This is a genomic window from Acinetobacter sp. V104_13 (assembly GCF_031798995.1).
GTDB classification, from domain to species: Bacteria; Pseudomonadota; Gammaproteobacteria; order Pseudomonadales; family Moraxellaceae; genus Acinetobacter; species Acinetobacter pittii.
Genome location: NZ_JAVQNP010000027.1, coordinates 840,762 through 864,786 on the forward strand (window position 1 = coordinate 840,762; position 24,025 = coordinate 864,786).

Below are 24,025 nucleotides of genomic sequence, written 5' to 3' on the forward strand. Positions count from 1 at the left end.
ATATGGAACAACTATGGCATTAATCGTTCAAAAATATGGCGGTACTTCTATGGGTACCCCCGAGCGCATTTTAAATGTTGCTCGTCGTGTGAAGCGTTGGCATGATCATGGTCACAAGGTTGTTGTGGTCGTATCTGCAATGAGTGGTGAAACAAACCGCTTACTTGCTCTCGCTAAAGCCATTACCGAAACACCTGACCCACGTGAGTTAGACCAAATGGTTTCAACCGGTGAACAGGTGACGATTTCCATGTTAGCTATGGCACTTAATTCGATTGGTGTGGAAGCTAAATCCTATACCGGACGTCAAGTCGGTATTAAAACTGACAGTGCATTTACCAAGGCGCGTATCGAGTCTATTGATACAGATGTCATGACCAATGACCTAGATGCAGGCCGTGTTATTGTGGTTGCTGGTTTCCAAGGCTTTGATGCCAATGGAAATACCACCACACTAGGTCGAGGTGGTTCAGATACTTCTGGTGTTGCTCTTGCTGCTGCTTTAAAAGCTGACGAATGCCAGATTTACACTGATGTAGATGGTGTTTACACCACTGACCCTCGCGTTGCTCCTAAAGCCAAAAAAATCGACCGTATTTCTTTTGAAGAAATGCTAGAAATGGCATCATTAGGTTCTAAAGTTTTACAAATTCGCTCAGTAGAGTTTGCCGGGAAATATCAAGTTCCTTTACGTGTATTATCAAGCTTTGATAATGACGACGACGGCGTTTTTGACGACGAATTTAAAGAAAATGTTGGTACACTCATTACTACTGAGGCAGAAGATACTATGGAACAGCCAATTATTGCAGGTATTGCTTTTAACCGTGACGAAGCAAAATTAACGATTTTAGGTGTACCTGATGAACCAGGCATTGCTTCTAAAATCTTATCACCAGTAAGTGATGCCAATATCGAAGTCGATATGATAGTGCAAAATGTTGAAGAAGATGGCACTACAGATTTCACATTCACAGTAAACCGTGTTGATTTAGCGAAAGCTGAAAAAATCTTAAACGAAACTGCTAAAAATATTGGCGCACGTGAAGTTTCAACACGTGATGACATCGTTAAAGTGTCTATCGTTGGTGTAGGTATGCGTTCACACGCAGGTGTAGCGAGCAAAATGTTCACTGCCCTTGCTGATGAAGGTATCAACATTCTTATGATTTCAACTTCTGAAATTAAAGTTTCTGTGATTATCGACGAGAAATATCTTGAACTTGCTGTTCGCTGCTTACATACCGCTTTTGGTTTGGATCGTGAACATGGTGAAAGCAGCGCCCGCGCTTAATTTTACCAACCGGTCAAGAATTCATTAAAAAATGTTTACTTGTCCGACAATAATCAAAGAAAACACAGAGCCGCTATAGTTTTTTTTATAGCGGCTCTGTTATATTAAACGGAAAGTTTTTTGGCAGAGATTATCAAAATATGACTTTGTTCTCATATTTCTGTTAGAATCTGACTGAAAACTGAGGTTGAGCTTTTTATTTGGGTACCAATATTGCAGTTTTAAGCGTTTAGCAAGGAGATAAACATGCTGATTCTGACCCGCCGTGTCGGGGAAACATTAATGATTGGGGATCAAGTCAGTGTTACTGTGCTTGGCGTCAAAGGAAACCAGGTTCGTATTGGTGTGAATGCACCAAAAGAGGTTTCTGTTCATCGCGAAGAAATTTATCAACGTATTCAACATGAACGTGCAATGCATGAACACCTTCAACATCTTGATCAAGATTATCAAGTTTCTTTTGAAGATGATAATTATGCACAGAAAAACTTCAATCGTTAATATGAAGTTATTCTCTCCCTAATTAAAGCGACTTTCTAGTCGCTTTAAATTTTTTAAGTTTTTGTATTTATAGACCTAAAGCACGTTTAACAGGTGCGTAACTACGACGATGCTGATCAATCACACCATGCACAGCAATCGCTTCAAAATGCGCTTTGGTTGGATATCCTTTATGTTTGGCAAAACCAAATAACGGATATTGCTGATCTAATTCTGCCATTTGTCGGTCACGTGTAACCTTTGCCAGAATACTTGCTGCACTAATTTCAGCATGGCTTGCATCTCCACCAACAATGGCTTCACAAGGAATAATGATTCCTTTAGGAATTTGGTTGCCATCTACAATTACTTTCTGTGGTTGGGTTTTCAAACCATCAACAGCACGCTGCATAGCCAAAAAAGTTGCCTGTAAAATATTTAGTTCATCAATTTCAGCATGAGTTGCTTCAGCAATTGACCAAGCTAAAGCTTTTTCTTGTATTTCAATAAACAACTTTTCACGTTTCTTTTCAGTTAATTTTTTAGAATCATTTAATCCTAAAATTGGATTATTCGGATCTAAAATCACAGCTGCTGCCACAACCGAACCTACTAAAGGCCCCCGTCCTGCCTCATCTACACCAGCAATAAACATCGACTCACTACCTTTAAACAAAAGAGGCTGATCAATAGTAATCAGCCTTCTTTAACACATAATTTATTAATTACTTTTGTAAAGCTTCTGCCACACAAGCGTTTACAGTTTTAGAAACCACTTGGTTTACGATTGTAGCACGTGTATTTACATCAAGTGCAGCTGCAGCTAATTCTACTGCTGTCACACTGTTTGGAGCCTTTTCGCTCACACAACCACATACATTCGTTTGGATGCTATCACGTTGCTCAGCAGTCATATATTTTGTTGCTGTTTTCCAAGCTGCAACATTATTAATCTCTGTAATACATTTTGCATTTACAGCAACCTTTAACGCAGCAACGCCTAATTGTTGAGTTGTGGTTTGTGCAGAAGCAGCACCTGTACCAGTGCCTGTAGTTGTTGCACATGCTGTTAAAGCTAAAACAACTGGTGCTAGAGCGAGCATCAATTTTTTCATCATTTTTTCCTTTGATTGAACGTTGGCAGCGCGTATTGTGCCTAAACTCAACTTTAGAAGAAACAAATAATTTGATGCATTTATGCAAACTATTTTGCCGAGCGAAATTCAGCTCATCAAATGCTTTTTTATGCAGTAAAACGTTCTGTTTTTAGCACGCTCTGTCACATTTAAAACATTTCTCAAAATCTGTGCTTTCCCCTAAAATCACGAATCAAAACGACAAAAAAAGGGTCTTTTATGCCTGCTGCTTCCTCTCAGTATTACACCCGTACCGCACAAATTCTGCATTGGGTGATGGCAATTATTTTCATCGTCGCATGGGTTATTGGCTTTTATAGTGGAAATTTTTTAAGCTATGACGTTGATGGCAGCTTTAAAGGTGATGTGATTACGTTGCACAAGAACATTGCAACTACCATTATCTTTTTAGTGATTATCCGGATTTTATGGCGCTATACACATCCAGCTCCAAAACTACCTGACACCATGTCACCGATGATGAAAACTCTGGCACACGTTGGTCATCTATTCCTTTATGTAATTTTAGTGGCTTTACCTGTCACTGGTTGCTTGTTTAGTTGGAGTGCTGGTCACCCTGCCCCCGTTTTATATTTATTTGAAATTCCGCGTTTAGTGCAAGATAACCCAGAGCTTTTAGCTGTTGTTAAACCATTACATATTTATATTTCTTGGTTTGCTGGTTTTCTCATTGTTGGACATGTACTAGCAGCTTTAAAACATCACTTTATTGATAAAGACAATATTTTAAATAGTATGACCAAACAGCCTAAATAAAGCTGATGTATAAAAAAACCGCCCGAGATAGGCGGTTTTTTATTTAGATTTTTTGGATTTCTGCAATCCACTTTTGTTTCTCTTCATCTGAAATGAAAGAGGCTTCAAAAGAATTAATTGCGAGTTGCTTCAACTCATCATTGTTTAAGTCTAAAGCTTGCTGGATGGCAAAGAAATTATCATTCATATATCCACCAAAATATGAAGGATCATCTGAGTTAACCGTTACATGTACGCCTTTTTGTAAAAGACGGCGGATATTATGATCTTTCATATCCGTAACAACACATAGCTTTAAATTACTTAAAGGACAAACCGTTAATGGCATTTTTTCATTAATTAAACGCGCCATTAATTGTTCATCTTCTTCAGAACGCACACCATGATCGATACGATTCACTTTAAGTAGATCTAAAGCTTCCCATACATATTCAGGCGGGCCTTCTTCGCCAGCGTGAGCAACGATTAAGAAACCTTCTTCACGCGCCTTAGCAAAAACACGTTCAAATTTAGCTGGCGGATGCCCTACTTCACTTGAATCGAGGCCGACTGCAATAATGTCTTGTTTAAATGGTAAAGCTTGTTCAAGTGTTTCAAATGCAGCTTCTTCACTTAAATGACGTAAGAAACACATAATCAGTTGAGAGCTGATACCAAACTTAGCTTTGGCATCTGCACAAGCACGCTTTAAACCATTAATCACAGTTGAGAACGCAACACCACGGTCTGTATGGGTTTGCGGATCAAAGAACATTTCTGTGTGAACGACATGATCTTCGGTACATTTCTCAAAATAAGCCCATGCTAAATCATAGAAGTCTTGTTCATGTACAAGAACATTCGCGCCAGCATAGTAAATATCTAAGAATGATTGAAGATTATGAAAGTTATAAGCTTGCTTTACTTCTTCAACAGATTTGTAAGGAATCTGAATCTGATTGCGCTGGGCAATTGCAAACATTAATTCAGGTTCGAAAGTCCCTTCAATATGCACATGCAATTCGGCTTTTGGTAAGGCGCGAATCAGCTCGACTTGATTCATATTAACTCCACGTCTAAAGAAAAAAGGGTGTGGTCAAAATCACACCCTTTTATAATTTTCTTCTTATTGAAAACTATGTCTAAGATAGCTCAAGAAGAAAATTATAAAAAATCATATTAACCGCCAAACGCGATAAATTTAAATACCCAAAGCGCAGCAATAATCCATACCATGTATGGTACAGTTTTTGCCTTACCCGTGAATAATTTAACTAATGCATAGCTAATAAAGCCCATTGCAATACCATCAGCAATTGAATAGGTAAATGGCATAAATACAATGGTTAAAAATGCTGGAACAGCTTCAGTAATATCATCCCAATCAATGTGAGTGATCCCTTGGATCATCAACACACCAATGAACAATAAAGCTGGCGCCGTTGCAAAACCTGGTACAGATTGAGCAAGAGGTGCTAAAAATAAACAGCAGATAAATAAGACTGCAACCACAACAGCAGTTAAACCAGTACGTCCGCCTGCTGCTACACCTGAAGCTGATTCGATATATGGTGTAGTTGAAGATGTACCTAATGCGGCACCTGCAACGATTGCAGTAGAGTCTGCAAATAATGCTTTCTTCAAACGAGGTAATTTACCGTCTTGTAAAAGACCTGCACGGTGTGAAACACCAACCAAAGTACCTGTACTGTCAAACAAGTCGACGATAAAGAATACGAAAATGACGCCGACCATACTTGCAGTAAATAGACCTTCAAAGTCCATTTGCATGAATGTTGGTGCAATTGAAGGAATTTGACCCACTACACCCTTAAATTCATTTAAACCTAAAGCAGTAGCGATGGCCGTAACAACTAAAATACTAATAATGATTGCGCCACGAACTTTTAATTGGTGTAAAACCACAATCATTAAAAATCCGAATAGCGCTAATAATACTGTAGGCTGTTTGATATCGCCCAAACCGACTAATGTCGCTTGGTTATCAACAATGATTCCAGCATTTTTTAATGCAATCAGCGCTAGGAACAAACCAATACCACCGCCGATTGCAAACTTAAGTGACATTGGAATCGCATTAACAATCGCTTCACGAATTTTAAAGAAGCTAATTGCAAGAAAGACAAGGCCTGAAACAAAAACAGCGGCTAAAGCTGTTTGCCATGGCACGCCCATTCCCATACAAACCGAGTAGGTAAAGTAAGCGTTTAAACCCATACCAGGGGCCAATGCGATCGGATAATTAGCAATGATCCCCATTACTAAACATCCGATTGCTGCTGCCAAACAGGTTGCAACGAATACGGCACCATGATCCATGCCGGTTTCAGATAAAATGAGTGGATTGACAATAATGATATAACACATCGTTAAGAATGTAGTTACACCAGCAAGAACTTCAGTTCGGAAAGTGGTTTTATTGTCGCTTAGCTTAAATAAACGCTCTAACCAGCCTGCCGAAGAATTGGGCGCCGCCATAAGTAGCCTCTATGCAAAATCTGAACTGTGGAATATTTACGTCTATGTAGGTCGCTGAACAATATTGTTTTTCTGTTCAGTCCTATAAACAAGAATCTCAAATTTAAGAAGCAACAAATATGCCACTTATTTGATTTCTAGCTTTATACATAGCAAACAACCACAGCCCCTCTTGAAACACAAAAAAGCTGCATAACCCCTATGCAGCTTTTTTACTATACGTTCAATAAGTTTAACAGATTCAACAGAAACATGATCAAAATTTATGAAAAGATATGACCAATGACACTGTAAAAAGTTAGAAATTTATAGCTCGTTATTGCTAGAAAATAATTTTTTTCTCGCCTATATATTGTTGCATATGAAAAGAAGCTAAATTGCTGTGATGAGCATGATTCGGATTTCGTTCGATACTTTGCAGGTTTTTTTCAGCTTCTTGTATGATCTGCATTAGCTCTTGATGTCTTTTATTTTGAGTATCTAAATAAGCCCAATACCCTAATACAAAGACGATACCCACACACAACACTATTAATACTTTATTGATCATTATTATTATCTCTATGTTTTTAATGTTAATGATCTTAACAAAAAATTATAGCTTTGTGAATATTTTCACATTTATTTACAATAACACACTCTTATTCAAATTATTGAAAATAAAAGTTATTTTAAAAATATCATGAAAAAACCTAATAAATACTAAACTTTTCCATTGAAAAGTAACTTTATTTAATAAGAGCTTATTTTAGTTATTTTTAATATTATCTTTTTATCGGTTTTAACTCTTAAGTTATTTTAAAGATAGAGCATAGACAAATGTGTATATGGCTTGAAATTTGTTTTTATTTGCTAAGCTTTAAATGAGATAAAAAGGAGCTATTTTCGTTAATGTACTTTTCTTTAAAATTGTTTCTTTAGCGACTAATTTCTATATTGCATGTTTAGCATGGAAAGTAAAAATTCATCTCAAAGAAATCTTCATCTTATTTAAAAAATATTTTTTCTCCTTTGACTCTATTGGTTGACTAGCAAAATTACATCCAAATTTTATCGTTCTATAAATCGTACCAAGCTTTCCATTTTCATAGCTTCATTCCAATAAACGCTACGATAAACTGTACTCAGATAAAAAATTAAATCAGGAGAATACATCATGTTTGATATGCGTTTATCTCACGAGCGTGGTGCAGCACATCATGGTTGGTTACAATCAAAACATAGCTTTTCATTTGCTAACTATTGGGATCCTAAACAAGTTGGTTTTTCGGATCTGCTTGTAATTAACGATGATAACGTTGCTCCATCTAAAGGCTTTGGTACTCACCCTCACCGTAATATGGAAATTATTTCCTATGTACTTGAAGGTGCATTAGAGCATAAAGACTCGATGGGTACAGGCTCTGTGATTGTGCCGGGTGACATTCAGCTGATGAGTGCAGGTCGTGGCGTTGCTCATAGTGAATTTAACCATTCAGCTCAAGAAGGCGTTCATTTCTTGCAAATTTGGGTTGTTCCAAATAAAGTGAATACAGAGCCAGGCTATCAACAAGTTCATATTGATGAAGCAGACAAACGCGGTAAATTGCATTTGATCATCTCACCAAAAGGTGGCGAGAAAACTTTATCGATCAAACAAGACATTAATATTTACTCAGGTCTTTTTGATGGTGAAGAAACTGCTGACTTTGTGATTCCTGATGGTCGTTATGTGTACCTACACGTTGCTAAAGGTCGTGTTGATGTAAATGGTAAAACCTTTAACACCGGCGATGCTGCACGTATTCGTGAAGGTGGAAGCTTATCGTTTACCAATGGTGATAACGCCGAAATTTTGATTTTCGATATGCGTCCTGAAGAAGTTCCAACCATGCCATAAGATCAATTAAGCCCTCACATAAACTTTATGTGAGGGCTTTTTATCGTTACTTGGACTTATAAAAATTCTAACTCTGCTCAGTGCTCTTCTGAACGAGCCATCTCTGTATTGATATAGCTCATGATCATAGTAGTTAGCCCCTGCACCATTTCATCAAAACTAATATAAGGGTTTGGCAAAATAAGATGCCGTGCGACATTAAAAATTCCACTATTAATACAGATATAGGTAATTACAGGCAAATTATTGATTTTTAGGTATTTTGGATTATGCATCATATATTTCATGATCACTTCCATTAAAGCCTGTTCAATTTTGGGAATGTATTTGTCGTACTGCAATTCTCCTGCATAACGTAAAACAGTCAAATAACGGTCATTATTTTTCTTTAATAAATCACTAAAAGTATAAAAAATCATTTCGATGACAGGCTCTAACTCCAACTGTAAAATTGTCGGTGTAAGCTCTGTAATCATGTCCAGAATTTCGCGAACAAAAAAGTGATTCATTGCATCATAAATTTCTTCTTTATTTTTAAAATATTCGTATAAAGACCCGACACTCACTCCTGCAATTTCTGCAATATGACGTGTCGTGGTTCCACTCGGCCCATGAAGTGCCACCGCAATAAAACCCGCTTCAATAATCGTGTCGACAGTGACTTTGGCTCGAGTTTGACGAGGTTTACGCGTAGTCATACGATCTAATCAATAATCCGAACATAAAGTCAGATTAGCATGTAATCTGACTCGGTAGAAATAAAAAAACAAAATCCGAATAGTTGTCAAACTTAAGTGAAAAAACTGAGAAAAATAGATCTCAATTTATCAATCAATTGATGTTTTAATTCATTATTTCCAGAGATTAGAAATAAATTTAATTTATTATTTTTCAAAAAGATAAAATCAATTTATTTAGAAAAATTATTATAAGAAATGTCTATAAAATACTTTTATATATTTAAGAATTTACCCGAATTGAATCCGAACATAATGTCAGATTAATATGAAAAAATTAAAGAAGAGTCATTCAGCAGCTCTTGTCTGCCTCGGTTCTTCTTCCGTTATTCAGCCAAATAATCAAACAAATAACGGAGCAACAACACCGTAGTCAATGCAGAGAATCATCTGTTTTTGAAAATGGAATTTTACAGTGCTTTGTTGATCATTGAGTTTATTGATTTTCATCAAAATGCACCACTACTTTGCCTCAGGGTGTCGCCATGATCTCGACCGCAGTTAAAAAATCATTCAACAAACTTAAATTTCAGCGTGAAATTGAGCTACCAGATTTTGCTAGCAAAAGTTCAATTCCAATCAGACATTTAAATATTGGTTTTGATGGTAAAGAAATTGATGTCAGATTCTATATGGACAATCAATTTGCTACTTTGTTTTTTGCCACACTTTCGGTGTTTTTAACTTACGGCGAAGATCTGGTGATTGAAACCGCTCGCCATCACCGTGAATTTATCAAAGATCCAATATTAAAGCAGCGAGTAACGTCGTTGATTGGCCAAGAAGCAATTCATTCTAAATTGCACAATGAATATAACGATGCCCTTCAAGATGCTGAATATCCTGTCGCGCTATATCGTTTTCTTGGCTCAAACTTCTTTAAGTATGTTTTCTTAAAGTTTCCACAGCCACTCAAATTATCAATGATGGCAGGTATTGAGCATTTTACTGCGGTACTTGCTGAATACATGATGAAGCACGAAAAGAACTTCTATTATTCAGATGACGAAAAAAGCCGTGCATTGTGGATGTGGCATATGCTTGAAGAATCTGAGCATAAAGATATTGCCTACGATGTCTATCAACTTTTAAATGGTAGCTATGCACTACGCGCGTCTGGTTTCTTCCTCGCGCTATTTACCATTTTAGGTTTAATTCCTGCAACTACATTATTTGTGCCTGTGTTAAGAAAGCCACAAGAGATGCTGACTTTGAAATTCTGGAAAGATGCTCGTCGTGGTGTCGGCTTAATCTTTGGTCCAAAAGACGGAGTTTTCGGCAGTACGATTGGTCAAATTCTTGACTACTTACGCCCAGACTTTCATCCAAATGATCATGATACAACTGAATATCTTGAGTATTACAAAAAGAAATTGCTGACCGAAGGCGGCGCAATTGCTCCTTACTTTGTTAAAGAATTTACCCCACCGGTACGCATGTCTTAATCGTCCTGCATTTCCAGCTATCAAAGAGGTAGCTGGTATCTCTTCAAGCTATTTATGGATGAATCATGATTTTATTTGGCAAAAAGAAAGTTAAACCAAGCCAAAAAGCTTATGCCGTAGTGACGGGTGCAGGCAGTGGGATTGGTCGAAGTTTTGCAATTGAACTTGCGAAACGTGGTGGCAGCGTAGTGTGTGCAGATATTAATCTCGAAGCTGCTGAAGAAACAGTAAAACTTCTTGAACAAGAAGGTGCAAAAGCTTTTGCTATGCGCTGTGATGTGGGTAATACTGAACAGGTTAACCATCTCGCTGAAACTGCTGAAATCTTACTTGGGCACCCTGTGACTCTTGTCATTAATAATGCTGGAGTAGGTTTAGGTGGCAAGTTTGACGAACTCAGCCTAGAAGACTGGAACTGGGTCATGAATATTAACCTTTGGGGTGTTATTCACGGTTGTCATGCATTTGTTCCCAAGTTTAAAAAGTTAGGTTACGGCGCGATTATTAATGTGGCATCTGCGGCATCTTACACGGCTGCACCAGAAATGACTGCTTATAACGTGACTAAAGCGGGTGTGCGTGCGCTTTCAGAAACGCTTTCTGCCGAACTGCGTAAGTTTAACATTAAGGTGAACGTGCTCTGCCCGACGCTGGTACCTACCAATATCATTAAAAATGGTCGAATTCCCGGACGCTATTCAAAGCTGGCAGACCATGCACTGATGAACTATGCGCTGACCACAAGTGATGATGTTGCAAGATTAACCCTTAATCGCCTTGATCAGGATGAGATGTATACCATTCCTCAAATTGATGCGAAGTTATTCTGGCTAATGAAACGCGCATCCCCAAGCTTGTATACCAAGTTCCTTGGTACATCGTACAAATTATTTAAATAAGAAATTTATAGGTAGTACACATATGACTGCGCAAATGAAAACAAATGCATCAGCAAAAAAAGCTGTCAAATCACCAAGCCATATTTTCGATACTTTTATTGTGGGTGCGGGCATTTCAGGGATCGCTGCTGCCATTCGCCTAGATCAAGTTGGTTATACCAATTATAAAATTATTGAAAAAGCTAGCCGCGTGGGTGGAACATGGCGTGAGAACACCTATCCGGGTTGTGGTTGCGATGTACCTTCTGCTCTTTATTCTTACTCATTTGCACCAAGTGCAAAATGGAGCCATTTATTTGCACGCCAACCAGAAATCTTAAGTTATCTGGAAGATGTGAGTAACGAGTTTAATGTTACCTCTAAAATCGAATTTAATAATGAGTTGCTGAATGCCGCGTGGGATGACTCACGTCATGTGTGGGTACTTGACACCACTACTGGTCAATATTTATCTAAAACCGTTATTTTTGCCACAGGTCCAATTACCGAAGCTCAAATTCCACGTCTTGAAGGCTTAGAAACATTTAAAGGCGAAATGTTCCATTCAGCGAAATGGAACCATGATTATGATTTGACAGGTAAACGCATTGCCGTGATTGGTACTGGTGCATCTGCTATTCAGTTTGTGCCACAAATTCAACCAAAAGCAAAAGAACTGTTTGTGTTCCAACGTACAGCACCTTGGGTATTACCAAAACCAGATACAGACTTGGGCGAGTTTAGTAAATCAGTCATTGCTAAATATCCGGCGATTCAGGCGAGCTGGCGTAAAAGTGTAGCGTTAACACTGAATGCAATTAACTTTGGTTTACGTAATCCACTTGCCCTAAAACCAGTAAATGTATTAGGTAAGCAATTACTTAAATTACAAATTAATGACCCAGTGCTACGTAAAAACGTAACGCCGAACTTTGACATTGGTTGTAAACGTATTTTATTCGCTAACAACTACTACCCTGCACTACAAGCACCGAACACCACACTCATTCCTCATGGTTTAGTGAAAGTTGAAGGCAACACAGTGGTTGCTGCCAATGGTGAACGCCACGAAGTTGATGTGATTATTTGGGGTACAGGTTTTGAAGTATCTCACCCACCAATTGGTAAACGTGTCCACAATGAAAAAGGTCAATGTTTACAAGATATATGGAAAGATAGTTCACCAGAGGCTTACTTAGGAACCAACATTGAAAATGTACCAAATGCATTTTTAATTTTAGGACCTAACGTACTGGTTTATGATTCTTTCATTGGTTTAGCAGAGGCACAGCTCGACTATATCGTAGATGGCTTATTGAAAATTAAAAACAAAGGAATTAGCAAGTTAAATGTTAAATCTGATGTGATTAAAAAGCATAATGATTTAGTACAAAAGCACTTACAAACAACGGTATTTAACAGCGGCGGATGTAAGAGTTATTATCTTGATGCCAACGGTCGTAACTTTGCTGCATGGCCTTGGTCATTGAAAAAACTTAAACAACGTTTGAAAAAAGTAGATTTGAAAGATTATGAAGTGACGTATCAAACGACAAAAACTCACTAATTTGTATTTTCGATCAAATCCGTTGTAAGAAATAGGCAGTGTATTTTAGGTTTTCATGAAATACACTGCCTTCTTCGTTGAATATCTTCAAGAAATAAAAAAACAGGATAAAGATGAAAGAAGGACAATCAAGTCGTACTGCTGAAGCTGCTGCTGCCTTACGAGCCAATCATTTTCAAAATACACAGAACCCTGTATTTTCAGATCCTTATGCTTTTGAGCTGACCAGTAAAGGCTGGAAAAAACTTCTCTCTAATTCACTGATTGTTAAAGTGATGAATTCTGCGGTTTTAAACCGCACTTTAGGTTTACTTACTGGACAAGTGGTCGGACGCTCTCGTTATGCCGAAGATTTACTTGCTCAGGCAGTTCAACAAAATACTCAACAATATGTATTAGTGGGTGCTGGCCTAGACTCTTTTGCACTACGTGAATCACACCATTACCCTACTTTGAAAATTTTTGAAGTTGATCATCCTGATACTCAAGCGGCTAAACAAGCCAAGCTAAAAAAGTTAGGAAATATTCCTACTACCGTTGAGTTTGTCTCGATTAACTTTGAAAAAGAGTCTATTTCGGAAGCCTTGACCAGAAGTCTCTATGATCAATCTGCTCCTGCATTTTTTTCATGGTTAGGCACAACGCACTATTTAAACCCGCAAACGACCTTGCAAACTTTAAAAAGCATTGCTGAATTTGCTGTAAACGGTAGTGAAGTGGTACTCGACTATTCGACCGATTTTCAGGAATTAAACGGTATTGAGCGACTTGGAAGTATGGGCGTTGCACAATTTACCCATTTGCTGAAAGAGCCTTTACTAGGTCAATTTAAACCAATAGATTTACATCATGCAGTGGAGCAGATGGGATTTGAAGTGGTCGAAGACTTATCAGGTGAAGCCATTACTGAACGATATTTTAATGCACGAATTGATGAAATTCGCCACACCTCAGCAACACGGTTATTGCATTTGCGTTTAAATAAAAACTAATGTTAAAAGCCAACTTAGACTTTAAGTTGGCTTTTTTAATTGAGGTTAATACCATCGTTACCAACTTGAACGAGGCTCTGGCCCATCGACATGCTGATTTAAAAATTGGCGTAAATGATCTAAAAAGTGCGCAACTTTAGGCGACAGATTCAGTCTCTCTAAATACACCGCATAGACATCTGCTGGTGGTGTTTCATAGTCCGCTAGCACTTGAACTAATCTACCACTTCTTAAATATTTTGCTACGTCCCACTCTGCTCGCATCAAAATACCATAGCCTTCTAAGGCCCAATTTAATGCGACTGCACCATCATTGGTACTCAGTTGCCCATGAACTTTAACTGTTTCAACTTGTTTGCCATGACTTAACCGCCAATTACCATAAGCAGAATCATTTTGCCGAATCACAATACACTGATGCTGTGTTAAATCATGGGGAGTGAGTGGTTGCCCTGCCTTTTTTAAATAGCTAGGTGATGCACATAATAAACGGCGGTTGGCTGCCAATTTTTTTGCAATTAGACGTGAATCAGGTATTTCGCCAAAGCGGATTGAGACATCAATGGCTTCATCTGGCAGATTAATCGGGCGGTCAGTTAAATGCAGTTGGACATCGACATCAGGATAAATTTTGGCAAATGTAGAAATCGCTGGCGCAATATAAGAACGACCAAAGCCTAAAGGGGCATTCACACGCAATACTCCTTTGGGTGCTGCCCGACTACTTGAAACCAAACGCTCCATTTCATCAATCTCTTTTAAAATACGAACTGCATTTTCAAAGTAGACCTCACCTTCACTGGTTAAACTAATTCGCCGTGTTGTTCTATTTAAAAGCCTTACTCCTAAACGCTCTTCAAGTTGAGTTAAACGTCTAGAAACCGCAGGTGGAGTCAAGTTTAACTCTCGTGCCGTCGCGACAAGACTTCCTTGTTTGACCAATAAACAAAAGAAAGCTAATTCCGTATCTGCATTCATGATTATTAAGTTTTTTGCAATAGTGATTTAACTTTATATCGATTCATCAGTTTTTTAAAGGGTTTAATATCCATTTCAATGTTTCCCGACATAAGCCATCTCTTGTTTAAGAGCATAACAATGTCCGCAGAAGGAATGCTGTGGATGAACGGGAAAAGCCATCTAGCCGAATCAATAGCGGTAAAGAAAGCGAAAACTACCAATCAGGATTGGTAGTCATGAATATGGAGTCATGACATGGAAATGGATATTGAAAAGCGAACGTTGCGTCGAATTACTTGGAGAATCGTACCGTTTATTATGTTGTTATACCTTATAGCCTATATCGACCGCGTCAATATTGGTTTTGCCGCACTCACCATGAAAGAAGATCTAGGCTTTACCGCCTCAGTTCTCGGGTTTGGTGCCGGAATTTTCTTTTTGGGCTATTTCTTATTTGAAGTCCCATCCAACATTATTTTGCATAAAGTCGGCGCCCGTATCTGGATTGCTCGAGTCATGGTGACTTGGGGTCTGATTGCAGCGGGCATGGCGTTTGTAGAAAGCTCAACCAGCTTTTACGTTATGCGATTTTTACTCGGTGTTGCCGAAGCGGGTTTCTTTCCCGGCATTATTCTGTACTTAACTTACTGGTTTCCTGCACGACATCGTGCTGGTGTGATTGCTTTATTTATGGCAGCCGCCCCAATTGCCACAGCAGTTGGTTCACCAATCTCTGCCGCGTTACTTGAAATGCATGGAATTTGGGGTCTCGCTGGCTGGCAGTGGATGTTCATTATTGAAGCTATACCAGCAATCATCTTAGGCGTTGTGGTTTTTAAATATATGACTGACCGTCCTGAACAAGCCACTTGGTTAAAACAGGATGAACGCGAATGGCTTGTAAAAACGATGAAAGAAGAAGATGTCGGGAAAAATGCACCTCAGCATCACAGCATTCTTCGCGGTCTTGCTAACCCACGGGTACTTGCCCTTGCGTTGATTTATTTCGGAACATCGGCTGGGCTTTATACCCTCGGTATCTGGGCACCACAAATTATTAAACAGCTTGGCGTAACGTCTATGACTGTGGGGCTTTTAAATGCCATTCCACCAATTGTTTCTGTCATTGCCATGGTTTTATGGTCTCGACACTCTGACCGCACCAATGAACGTACATGGCATGTTGCTCTTGCATGTTTAACCGCAGCAGTTGGTCTCGTAATTGCAGCAGGCACACACAACGTCATTGGATTAATTGCAGCACTTACCATTGTGAATGTCGGTATTAGCTGTGCCAAGCCACCGCTATGGAGCATGCCAACCATGTTCTTGTCAGGATCAGCCGCAGCGGCAGGCATTGCCACGATTAACTCAATCGGAAATTTAGGTGGGTTTGCAGGCCCTGCCATGATCGGCTGGATTAAAGATCAAACTGGAGATTTCACAGGTGGGCTCTATTTTGTTGCGGGCTTACTGATTATCTCGACCTTACTAACACTAGTGCTGAGCTTCTCCCAAAAAGTGAAAGTAAATACTGCCAAAGCCACACAATAACCCTTTTTACACCAATTAGATCTGAACAAGTTTCTTCAAGGAGCACAACATGGACAAAGATATTGCAGTCCAGTCCCTTACGGACACCATGGCCAAATTTACGGCTTATATTGGAAAACGCCTACCGAAAGATGTGAAAAGCAAGTTAATTGAACTGCGTACTTTAGAAACCAATCCATTGGCTAAATCAGTTTATGACTCGATGGAAGAAAATCAGCAAGCTGCCGATAAACTCAACCGCCCAAGCTGCCAAGACACGGGTGTCATTCAATATTTTGTTGAAGCAGGTGCCAACTTCCCTTTGCTTGGTGAACTTCAAGATATTTTGAGCGAAGCAACTGCTGAGGCAACTCGCATAGGTCCTTTACGTCACAACGCTGTGGAAACCTTCGATGAAAAAAATACGGGCACAAATACAGGTACTCAAATTCCATGGTTAGATTGGCGTATTGTACCTGAACTCGACACTTGTACCATTGATGTCTATATGGCTGGTGGCGGTTGTACCTTACCGGGTGCGGCAAAAGTTTTAATGCCAGGTCAAGGCTACGAAGGCGTTGCTGAATTTGTGATGGATGTTATTACCGAACGCGGTGTTAATGCCTGCCCACCTTTACTGGTTGGTGTTGGCGTATCGACTTCAGTTGAAACAGCGGCTCGCCTTTCTAAGCTCGCGATTATGCGTCCGGTTGACTCAACAAGTGATAACCCACGCGCTGCCTTGATGGAGCAACTGTTAGAACAAGGTCTTAATGAAATTGGTATTGGTCCTCAGGGACTAACAGGCAATAACAGTGTGATGGGAGTCAATATTGAATCTTCTGCGCGCCACCCATCAACCATTGGGGTTGCCGTAAATACAGGTTGCTGGGCACATCGCCGTGGCAAAATTAAGATTAACCCAGATATGTCGTATGAAATCTTGTCTCATGAAGGAGTTGTACTATGAAAAAAATTCTGACAACGCCAATCAAAGATGAAGATCTTTTAGACCTTAAAGTCGGTGATGTGGTTTATTTGACTGGCCGTTTAGTGACTTGTCGCGATGTTGCCCATCGCAGACTGATCGAACAAGGTCGAGAACTACCAGTTAACCTTGAAGGCGGAGCGATTTTTCACGCTGGCCCTATTGTGCGTAAGAAAGGTGAAAACGACTTCGAAATGGTTTCGATTGGTCCAACAACCAGTATGAGAATGGAAAAATTCGAACGGGAATTTATCAAGCAAACTGGCGTAAAGCTTATTGTGGGTAAAGGTGGCATGGGACCAGAAACAGCTGCTGGATGTCAGGAAAATATTGCCGTTCATGCCATTTTCCCAGGTGGGTGCGCAGTTCTCGCAGCAACCTTAGTTGAAGAGATTGAAGGCGCTGAATGGCAAGACCTAGGTATGCCAGAAACCCTTTGGATTAACCGTGTGAGAGAATTTGGTCCTCTCATTATTTCTATCGACACCAAAGGCAACAACCTGATTCAACAAAACAAAGTTGAATTTCAAGCCAAGAAAGCACCGATTTTAGAAAAAATCAGTAAGCAACTAAGCTTTATTAAATAAACTGCTCTTTAATGAAGGGAAAGCAAAAGCACCATTCATTTTTTTATTTTTGTACTAAACGCATGGCATGAGGTGTTTTCCCATGCCATCTTTTATAAGCATGAATAAAGCTGGCAGGTTCTGCATAACCTAACCACTCGGCTATTTGCTCAACCGAAGCTTTTGGTAATGCCAAATATTGCTCAGCTAGAACTTGCCTGACTTCTTCACGTATCTGAATAAAAGTCATCCCCTCTAATGCCAAATGACGGCGTAAGGTTCGTGCATTTAAATGCAGTCGGTCAGCCACGATTTCCATAGAAGGCATTTCCCCTCGCACGTTCATCAATTGCTGTTGCACTAAAGTTGTAAATTTATTTTGTGATTGGCGTTTCTCTAATATTTGTCGGCACTGTTCTTCAGCTGTATGTAAAACCAATTCATTTGCCATAAGCAACTTTTGGTCTACTTTTTGCGGATCAAGAATTACAAAGCTTTTCGCAGCACCAAATTCAGGCATCACGCCAAATAAGTCCTGATAAGGCTTGGCATCACCTTTGAGTTGGAAAGAAAAAGCCAAATACTGGCAAAAGTTATCCTGTACCAAATCTCGCTGTACCGTAATAAGCGCAGCGGCATCGCGTTCAATAATGAATTGACGCACTGAAGATGGAATATCTTGCTCATCAATTTCGATACGGATTCCTTGCGGTGTATCAGATACATCAAAGCGGGTAAAAGCAAAGGTTAATGTAAAATAGGTTAATGCCAAATCTAGTGCTTCACGAATGCTAGCACTACTCATCAGAGCCATACCTAATGGCCCAAATGTGGTGAAATGATAGCGTGTGCCCACTTCTAAGCCTAATGTCGGTCTGCCTCCTAGTTGCTCAACCAAGTTATGAATGAGCTGTAATTCCTGATGGCCGGTCACCACCATATTAGGGTCGAGTAATTGTTGCTGGCTAAGCCCTGCCCCTTGCAAAATTGTCTGATAAGAGATGCCTGATTCCATTGCGAAATCAGCCATTAACCGAACACTATGTACACTGCGTTCAAAAGCCCATGCATACTTCACTGTATTGCTCAGAATGTCCTCGAATCACAATATTTTGTCCTCATCCATCCTCTAAATCAAGCAAATAAACGTCTATTCTGCATACAGGAAATTGCGATTTTTTCGCTCACTGTTTTTAAGGATTTAGAGCAGCCTATGTTTAATTCGTCGTCTAATTCAAATAAAAATGTACGCATCGCCATTATTGGCACTGGTTTTGGTGGTCTAGGACTTGCCATTCGTCTCAAACAAGCAGGTTTTGAACAATTTACGCTCTTTGAAAAAGCTAGCGATGTTGGTGGTGTCTGGCGTGACAATACTTATCCGGGTGCTGCATGCGATGTGCCTTCTCATCTGTATTCCTTTTCTTTTGAGCAAGAGCTAGGTTGGAAAAATCGCTACGGTACATCTCAAGAGATTCATCAATATTTACGCCACTGTGCCGATAAATATGACATTCGTCCACATGTTCAATTTAACACTGAAATAGCCAGTGCCGAATTTGATGCCCTACAAGGTGTATGGCACATTCAAAGCACGACTGGCGAACAATTTGAAGCTGAATTTTTAGTGGGCGCGGTAGGCCAACTTAACCGCCCAGCCTATCCAAAACTTAAAGGTATTGAAAACTTCAAAGGTAAGGCATTTCACTCAGCACGTTGGGATCATGACTATGACTTAACTGGCAAACGTGTTGCAGTCATTGGCACAGGTGCAAGCGCAATTCAATTTGTACCTGAAATTGCTAAACAGGTAGCACATCTAGACGTTTATCAACGTTCAGCACCTTACGTGATTCCAAAACCAGATCGGGTTTACCAACCTTTAGAGAAAAAGGCTTTCCGTAAATTACCTATTTTGCAAAGTCTGGACCGTGCCTTGCAATATGGTCACCATGAAATTCGCCTACTTGCTTTTACAACTTCACTTAATGAAATGCCGTTGGTGGAATATTTATTCCAGCGTCACATCCGTAAAGTCGTTAAAGATGGGAAGTTACGCCATCGTTTAATGCCAGATTACCCAATTGGTTGTAAACGTATTTTAATTTCAAATCATTGGTATGAAGCACTGACCCAGCCTCATGTCGATGTGATTAATACGGGCATTCAAGAAATTACTGAAAACGGCATTTTAGATACTGAAGGAAATCTGCGTGAAGTCGATACCATTATTTATGGTACAGGGTTTGCCGCAACGGAATTTATGGCGCCCATGCAGATTACAGGTCTTGATGGTCGCACCTTAAAAGACACATGGAAAGATGGTGCAGAAGCTTATCTCGGTTTAACTGTTAGCGGCTTTCCAAATTTCTTTATGCTCTATGGTCCAAACACTAATCTTGGGCACAACTCAATTGTTTATATGATTGAAAGCCAAGTAAATTATATTTTAGATGCCATTCAAACAACCCTACAAAACAAACTTCTGTTCACCAATGTTCGTGCAGAAGTTCAACATGAGTTTAATCAAAGCATTCAAGAAAAAATGAAAAAAACCGTATGGGCACAAGGTTGTACCAGTTGGTATCAGACTGCTGATGGCAAAAATACCAATAACTGGCCAGGTTTTACCCTTGAATATCGACAACGTACTCGTCGCTTCGATGTTGAAAACTACACTCAGGTTGCGGCTATTTCTTAAACAAGCTTGACCATAGGAAATGAGAAAAATAAACGGAGAATTTTATGAAGTCTTTTAAAAATAAAGTCGCAGCTGTGACAGGTGCGGGTTCTGGTATTGGACAAGCAATTGCTATTGCATTGGCAAAACAAGGTTGCCATCTGGCACTTTCCGATATTAGTGAAGCGGGATTAGCTAAAACAGTCGAGCTGTTAACGCCTTATTCAGTCAAAGTAACCACACAAAAAGTCGATGTGGCTAAGCGTGATGAAGTTGCAACTTGGGCAAAGGCAGTAGTAGATGAACATGGCCAAGTTAACCTGATTTTTAATAACGCTGGTGTCGCAATTGGTAGTACGGCTGAAGGTGTGAGCTATGAAGATCTTGAATGGCTCATTGGGATTAATTTTTGGGGCGTGGTTTATGGCACCAAAGAATTTTTGCCTTACTTAAAGCAAAGTGGTGATGGGCATATTATTAATATTTCTAGTATGTTTGGCTTAACAGCTCAACCAACTCAAAGTGCTTATAACGCCAGTAAATTTGCCGTTCGTGGCTTTACTGAATCATTGCGCCAAGAACTCGATCTACAAAATGCTGGAGTGAGTGCGACCTGTGTGCATCCGGGTGGTATCCGTACCAATATTGCCAAAGCTGCGCGTATGAATAATAGCGTCCAGTCTTTAGGAATGGATCCTTTAAAAAGTCAGGATGCTTTCGATAAATTACTTCGCACCCCTGCTGATGATGCAGCTCAACAAATTTTAGAGGCTGTTCGTAAGGACCGCCGCCGTTTACTTATTGGAGCCGATGCGAAAGCCGTTGATGTAATTCAACGTATTCTGCCACAAGGCTACCAAAAGATTTTTGCAACTGCCACTGCCTTGCAAACCCGTCTACTCAACAAATCAGCAAAATAAAAACAGTGGTCAGCATACTCTTCATTTTAAGAGATGCTGACTGATATTAAATGCTTAGTATGAGTCCTTATTATGAAGCAGCTTCTTGCATGGACTATTCGTACCACACTACGTCCAGCCTTATCCCCTAAAACACCACTAAAGCTACAACGTTTTTGTAGCGATGCAGCCAGTGCAATTGTGCTTGGGCCACGTGGCTATAAAACAAAAAAGCAAACAATTGCTCAAGTACCGACAGTTCATATTCAGCCCAAAACGACTCAATCAGGACTCGGCATCTTATATTTACATGGCGGAGGCTATGTGGTGGGTAGCTCAAAAAGTCACACTAAGCTTGCTGCTCAAATCGGACATGCAGCTCAAGCACAAGTCTGGTTACCTGAATATCGCCTAGCCCCAGAGCACACAAGCCCTGCTGCGATTGAAGATGTCATTGCAGTTTATAAAGCTTTACTTGCTCAAGGACAAGACCCGAAAAAACTCGTGATTGCTGGCGATTCTGCGGGCGGTGGACTGAGTTTAAGTGCTGCAATTGCGATACGAAATGCAGGGTTACCGTTACCAGCGGCATTAGTTTTACTTTCACCTTGGGTTGACTTAAGCCTCTCTGGAAGCACGATGAAAACTCATGCTGCTCAAGATGCGATGCTATCAGAGGACTGGTTAGCTTGGTGTGCAAAAAACTATTGCGGACAAAAATCGGCAACCGATCTAACCTGCTCCCCACTCTATGCCGACTTAACGGGATTACCATCTGTTTTAATTCATGTCGGTACCGAAGAAGTCTTATTAGATGATGCAAAACGGCTCGCTAAACAAACCGAAAAGTATGGTATTCCGACGAACTTAAGGGTTTATGACCGAGTCGGACATGTTTTTCAGTTCCATGCGGGTATACTAAATGAATCTAATGACTCGATTGAGCGCATTGGGCAATTCATTGATAAACATACACAGTCAATATAAAAATATCGCCAGAGAGGAGTCCTCGGCATGACAACAAACAATTATGACTATGATTACCTCATTATTGGTTCAGGCTTTGGTGGTAGTGTTTCTGCTTGCCGTCTAACCGAAAAAGGCTACTCTGTTGCTGTAATGGAAATGGGGCGACGCTGGGAAGCTAAAGATTTTGCTAAAAATAACTGGAATACCCGTCGCTGGATTTGGCGCCCAGGTATGAAACTTTTTGGTTATTTCAACATGCGTTTTTTTCGCCATGTCACCATTATTTGCGGGAATGCCGTAGGTGGCGGTTCAATTACCTATGCCAATACCCTACTGGTTCCACCTGAACATATTTGGGATGAAGGCACGTGGGCAGATGCAGCGGACTGGAAAAATGAAATGCCACAGCACTATGCTGAAGCCGAACGTATGCTTGGGGTGACGGATAATAAAATTTTCGGTCCTGCCGACCACATGCTCAAAAAAATGGGGGAAGCAGTCGGTGTTGGTCATACATTTAAACCCACTCGTGTTGCCACTTTCTTTCCACCCGAAGGTGAACAAGGCGGCAAGACCTACCCTGACCCATATTTTAAAGGCGAAGGTCCAGACCGCGGAACCTGTACCGCATGTGGCGGTTGTATGACAGGTTGTAAACACAACGCAAAAAATACCTTAGATAAAAACTATTTGTACTTTGCCGAAAAAAATGGCGCCAAGGTTTACGAAGAAACCAAAGTTGTTGATGTGAAACCACTCAATGGTAAAGCCGATGGCAGCGATGGCTATGAAGTTACGACTGAATGTTCGAGCTCATGGTTTAACAAACAACGCCGTACATGGCGTGTTCGTAACGTGATTTTCTCTGCATCTTCTTTGGGTACGCAAGAGATGTTATTCCGTTTAAAACAGTCTGGTTCACTGCCAAATATCTCTGATGATTTGGGTAATCGGGTTCGTACTAATGCCGAGTCGATTTTAGGCGTTCGCTTTTTTGGTAAAGATGTCGACATGAGTAAAGGTGTTGCCATTGGTTCAAGTATTTACATTGACCATGACACTCACATTGAAGCGACGCGTTACCAAACTGGTTCAGATGCCATGGGCCTCATGTGTACTTACATGGCTAAAGGTAAACCGGGTTGGACACGTATATTCTTTTGGTTATGGGCACTTATTTGCCATCCATTTATTTTCCTTCGCATGAGTAATCCTGTCAGTTTTGCACGTCAAACTTTAATCTTCTTGGTGATGCAAACAGCTGATGCCTCCATTAATATGCGCTTGAAACGTAATTGGTTCTGGCCTTTTGGCAAAGTATTATCGAGCGAAGGTAAAAAGCTACCTGTGTATATTCCACAGGCCAATGCATTTACCGAAAAAGTCGCCAAAATGTTTAATGGTCATCCAATGACGACTATTACCGAAATTTTGTTTAATGTACCTTTTACAGCCCACTGTATGGGTGGTTGCGCAATTGCTTCAAGCCCAGAGCGTGGCGTGGTAGATGGACAAAACCGTGTCTTTAACTATAAAAACTTATATGTTGTGGATGGTTCAATGTTAGGTGCAAATTTGGGGGTTAACCCAAGTCTCACTATTACAGCTCTTGCGGAACGTGCAATGTCGTATATTCCCGCTAAACATACTTTGGATGAGCAACAAGGTTATAGAGCAGATGCAAAAACCATAGAGATCACCAAAGCTTCTGCTTAAACTGCGAGTTGTTTTATAAAAAAAGCCTATTTAAAAATAGGCTTTTTTCCT

The 24,025-nt window shown here is 40.0% G+C and carries 23 protein-coding genes; 15 read left to right on the forward strand and 8 right to left on the reverse strand.

Annotation, left to right across the window (positions count from 1 at the left end; translation table 11 throughout):
* The first annotated feature begins 13 nt into the window (after positions 1-13).
* A complete protein-coding gene (locus tag RMB06_RS16805; protein WP_002115333.1) occupies positions 14-1,294 on the forward strand; it encodes an aspartate kinase in 1,281 nt (426 codons plus the stop codon).
* A 246-nt stretch (positions 1,295-1,540) separates the two neighbouring features.
* Positions 1,541-1,795 (forward strand): carbon storage regulator CsrA, encoded by a 255-nt coding sequence (csrA, locus tag RMB06_RS16810; protein WP_004793773.1) that lies wholly within the window; start codon positions 1,541-1,543, stop codon positions 1,793-1,795.
* Between the two features lie 67 nt (positions 1,796-1,862).
* Here csrA and rnhB read toward each other — a convergent pair whose 3' ends face one another.
* Both rnhB and RMB06_RS16820 read right to left on the reverse strand, forming a co-directional pair.
* Entirely contained in the window at positions 1,863-2,429 is a 567-nt protein-coding gene (gene rnhB, locus RMB06_RS16815) for a ribonuclease HII (RefSeq protein WP_002163155.1), read from the reverse strand.
* Positions 2,430-2,499: 70 nt separating this feature from the next.
* Positions 2,500-2,889 (reverse strand): hypothetical protein, encoded by a 390-nt coding sequence (locus RMB06_RS16820; RefSeq protein ID WP_005076998.1) that lies wholly within the window; start codon positions 2,887-2,889, stop codon positions 2,500-2,502.
* A gap of 240 nt (positions 2,890-3,129) precedes the next feature.
* Here RMB06_RS16820 and RMB06_RS16825 point away from each other — a divergent pair, with 240 nt between their 5' ends.
* Positions 3,130-3,687, forward strand: a complete 558-nt coding sequence (locus RMB06_RS16825; protein WP_005076999.1) for a cytochrome b — start codon at positions 3,130-3,132, stop codon at positions 3,685-3,687.
* 43 nt (positions 3,688-3,730) lie between these two features.
* Here RMB06_RS16825 and RMB06_RS16830 read toward each other — a convergent pair whose 3' ends face one another.
* The 3 genes from RMB06_RS16830 to RMB06_RS16840 form a co-directional block, all read right to left on the reverse strand.
* Positions 3,731-4,729 (reverse strand): adenosine deaminase, encoded by a 999-nt coding sequence (locus tag RMB06_RS16830; RefSeq protein WP_311080446.1) that lies wholly within the window; start codon positions 4,727-4,729, stop codon positions 3,731-3,733.
* 116 nt (positions 4,730-4,845) lie between these two features.
* Positions 4,846-6,165 carry an NCS2 family permease gene (locus tag RMB06_RS16835; RefSeq protein WP_005070381.1) on the reverse strand — a complete coding sequence of 440 codons (1,320 nt, stop codon included), beginning with the start codon at positions 6,163-6,165 and terminating at the stop codon, positions 4,846-4,848.
* A 322-nt stretch (positions 6,166-6,487) separates the two neighbouring features.
* Positions 6,488-6,715, reverse strand: coding sequence for a hypothetical protein (locus RMB06_RS16840; RefSeq protein ID WP_002163179.1), 228 nt, complete (start codon positions 6,713-6,715; stop codon positions 6,488-6,490).
* A 606-nt stretch (positions 6,716-7,321) separates the two neighbouring features.
* On the opposite strand from RMB06_RS16840, the gene RMB06_RS16845 reads away from it, so the two are divergent.
* Entirely contained in the window at positions 7,322-8,044 is a 723-nt protein-coding gene (locus tag RMB06_RS16845) for a pirin family protein (protein WP_311080447.1), read from the forward strand.
* 77 nt (positions 8,045-8,121) lie between these two features.
* On the opposite strand, the gene RMB06_RS16850 is transcribed toward RMB06_RS16845, so the two are convergent.
* A complete protein-coding gene (locus RMB06_RS16850; RefSeq protein ID WP_002163161.1) occupies positions 8,122-8,742 on the reverse strand; it encodes a TetR/AcrR family transcriptional regulator in 621 nt (206 codons plus the stop codon).
* A 524-nt stretch (positions 8,743-9,266) separates the two neighbouring features.
* Between RMB06_RS16850 and RMB06_RS16855 the strand changes: the two genes are divergently transcribed.
* From RMB06_RS16855 to RMB06_RS16870, 4 genes are all read left to right on the forward strand, one after another.
* On the forward strand, positions 9,267-10,226 hold the full coding sequence (locus tag RMB06_RS16855) for a metal-dependent hydrolase (RefSeq protein WP_005070390.1): 960 nt from the start codon (positions 9,267-9,269) through the stop codon (positions 10,224-10,226).
* A 65-nt stretch (positions 10,227-10,291) separates the two neighbouring features.
* Positions 10,292-11,125, forward strand: coding sequence for an SDR family NAD(P)-dependent oxidoreductase (locus RMB06_RS16860; RefSeq protein ID WP_311080448.1), 834 nt, complete (start codon positions 10,292-10,294; stop codon positions 11,123-11,125).
* 22 nt (positions 11,126-11,147) lie between these two features.
* Positions 11,148-12,671, forward strand: coding sequence for an NAD(P)/FAD-dependent oxidoreductase (locus RMB06_RS16865; protein ID WP_017403117.1), 1,524 nt, complete (start codon positions 11,148-11,150; stop codon positions 12,669-12,671).
* Positions 12,672-12,784: 113 nt separating this feature from the next.
* The gene (locus RMB06_RS16870) at positions 12,785-13,663 is read left to right on the forward strand and encodes a class I SAM-dependent methyltransferase (RefSeq protein WP_311080449.1); all 879 of its coding nucleotides are present in this window, start codon (positions 12,785-12,787) and stop codon (positions 13,661-13,663) included.
* A 57-nt stretch (positions 13,664-13,720) separates the two neighbouring features.
* Here the strand turns inward: RMB06_RS16870 and RMB06_RS16875 are convergent, their stop codons facing one another.
* Positions 13,721-14,641, reverse strand: coding sequence for a LysR family transcriptional regulator (locus tag RMB06_RS16875; RefSeq protein ID WP_000990661.1), 921 nt, complete (start codon positions 14,639-14,641; stop codon positions 13,721-13,723).
* 237 nt (positions 14,642-14,878) lie between these two features.
* On the opposite strand from RMB06_RS16875, the gene RMB06_RS16880 reads away from it, so the two are divergent.
* Genes RMB06_RS16880 through ttdB form a run of 3 tightly spaced genes read left to right on the forward strand, consistent with a single transcriptional unit; the run spans position 14,879 to position 17,731 of the window.
* Positions 14,879-16,177, forward strand: a complete 1,299-nt coding sequence (locus tag RMB06_RS16880) for an MFS transporter (RefSeq protein ID WP_311080451.1) — start codon at positions 14,879-14,881, stop codon at positions 16,175-16,177.
* A gap of 49 nt (positions 16,178-16,226) precedes the next feature.
* Positions 16,227-17,126, forward strand: a complete 900-nt coding sequence (ttdA, locus tag RMB06_RS16885; protein ID WP_002163154.1) for a L(+)-tartrate dehydratase subunit alpha — start codon at positions 16,227-16,229, stop codon at positions 17,124-17,126.
* On the forward strand, positions 17,123-17,731 hold the full coding sequence (ttdB, locus tag RMB06_RS16890; RefSeq protein ID WP_000722967.1) for a L(+)-tartrate dehydratase subunit beta: 609 nt from the start codon (positions 17,123-17,125) through the stop codon (positions 17,729-17,731). Before ttdA ends, ttdB begins: the two co-directional genes overlap by 4 nt.
* Before the next feature lie 43 nt (positions 17,732-17,774).
* Here ttdB and RMB06_RS16895 read toward each other — a convergent pair whose 3' ends face one another.
* Positions 17,775-18,788 (reverse strand): AraC family transcriptional regulator, encoded by a 1,014-nt coding sequence (locus RMB06_RS16895; RefSeq protein WP_311080453.1) that lies wholly within the window; start codon positions 18,786-18,788, stop codon positions 17,775-17,777.
* A 135-nt stretch (positions 18,789-18,923) separates the two neighbouring features.
* Here RMB06_RS16895 and RMB06_RS16900 point away from each other — a divergent pair, with 135 nt between their 5' ends.
* From RMB06_RS16900 to RMB06_RS16915, 4 genes are all read left to right on the forward strand, one after another.
* Complete coding sequence (locus tag RMB06_RS16900; RefSeq protein ID WP_311080454.1) at positions 18,924-20,411, forward strand: NAD(P)/FAD-dependent oxidoreductase; 1,488 nt, start codon at positions 18,924-18,926, stop codon at positions 20,409-20,411.
* A 44-nt stretch (positions 20,412-20,455) separates the two neighbouring features.
* Positions 20,456-21,310 carry an SDR family oxidoreductase gene (locus RMB06_RS16905; protein WP_057074190.1) on the forward strand — a complete coding sequence of 285 codons (855 nt, stop codon included), beginning with the start codon at positions 20,456-20,458 and terminating at the stop codon, positions 21,308-21,310.
* A 72-nt stretch (positions 21,311-21,382) separates the two neighbouring features.
* Complete coding sequence (locus RMB06_RS16910; protein WP_311080455.1) at positions 21,383-22,276, forward strand: alpha/beta hydrolase; 894 nt, start codon at positions 21,383-21,385, stop codon at positions 22,274-22,276.
* A 27-nt stretch (positions 22,277-22,303) separates the two neighbouring features.
* Complete coding sequence (locus RMB06_RS16915; RefSeq protein WP_311080456.1) at positions 22,304-23,974, forward strand: GMC family oxidoreductase; 1,671 nt, start codon at positions 22,304-22,306, stop codon at positions 23,972-23,974.
* Positions 23,975-24,025 lie beyond the last annotated feature (51 nt).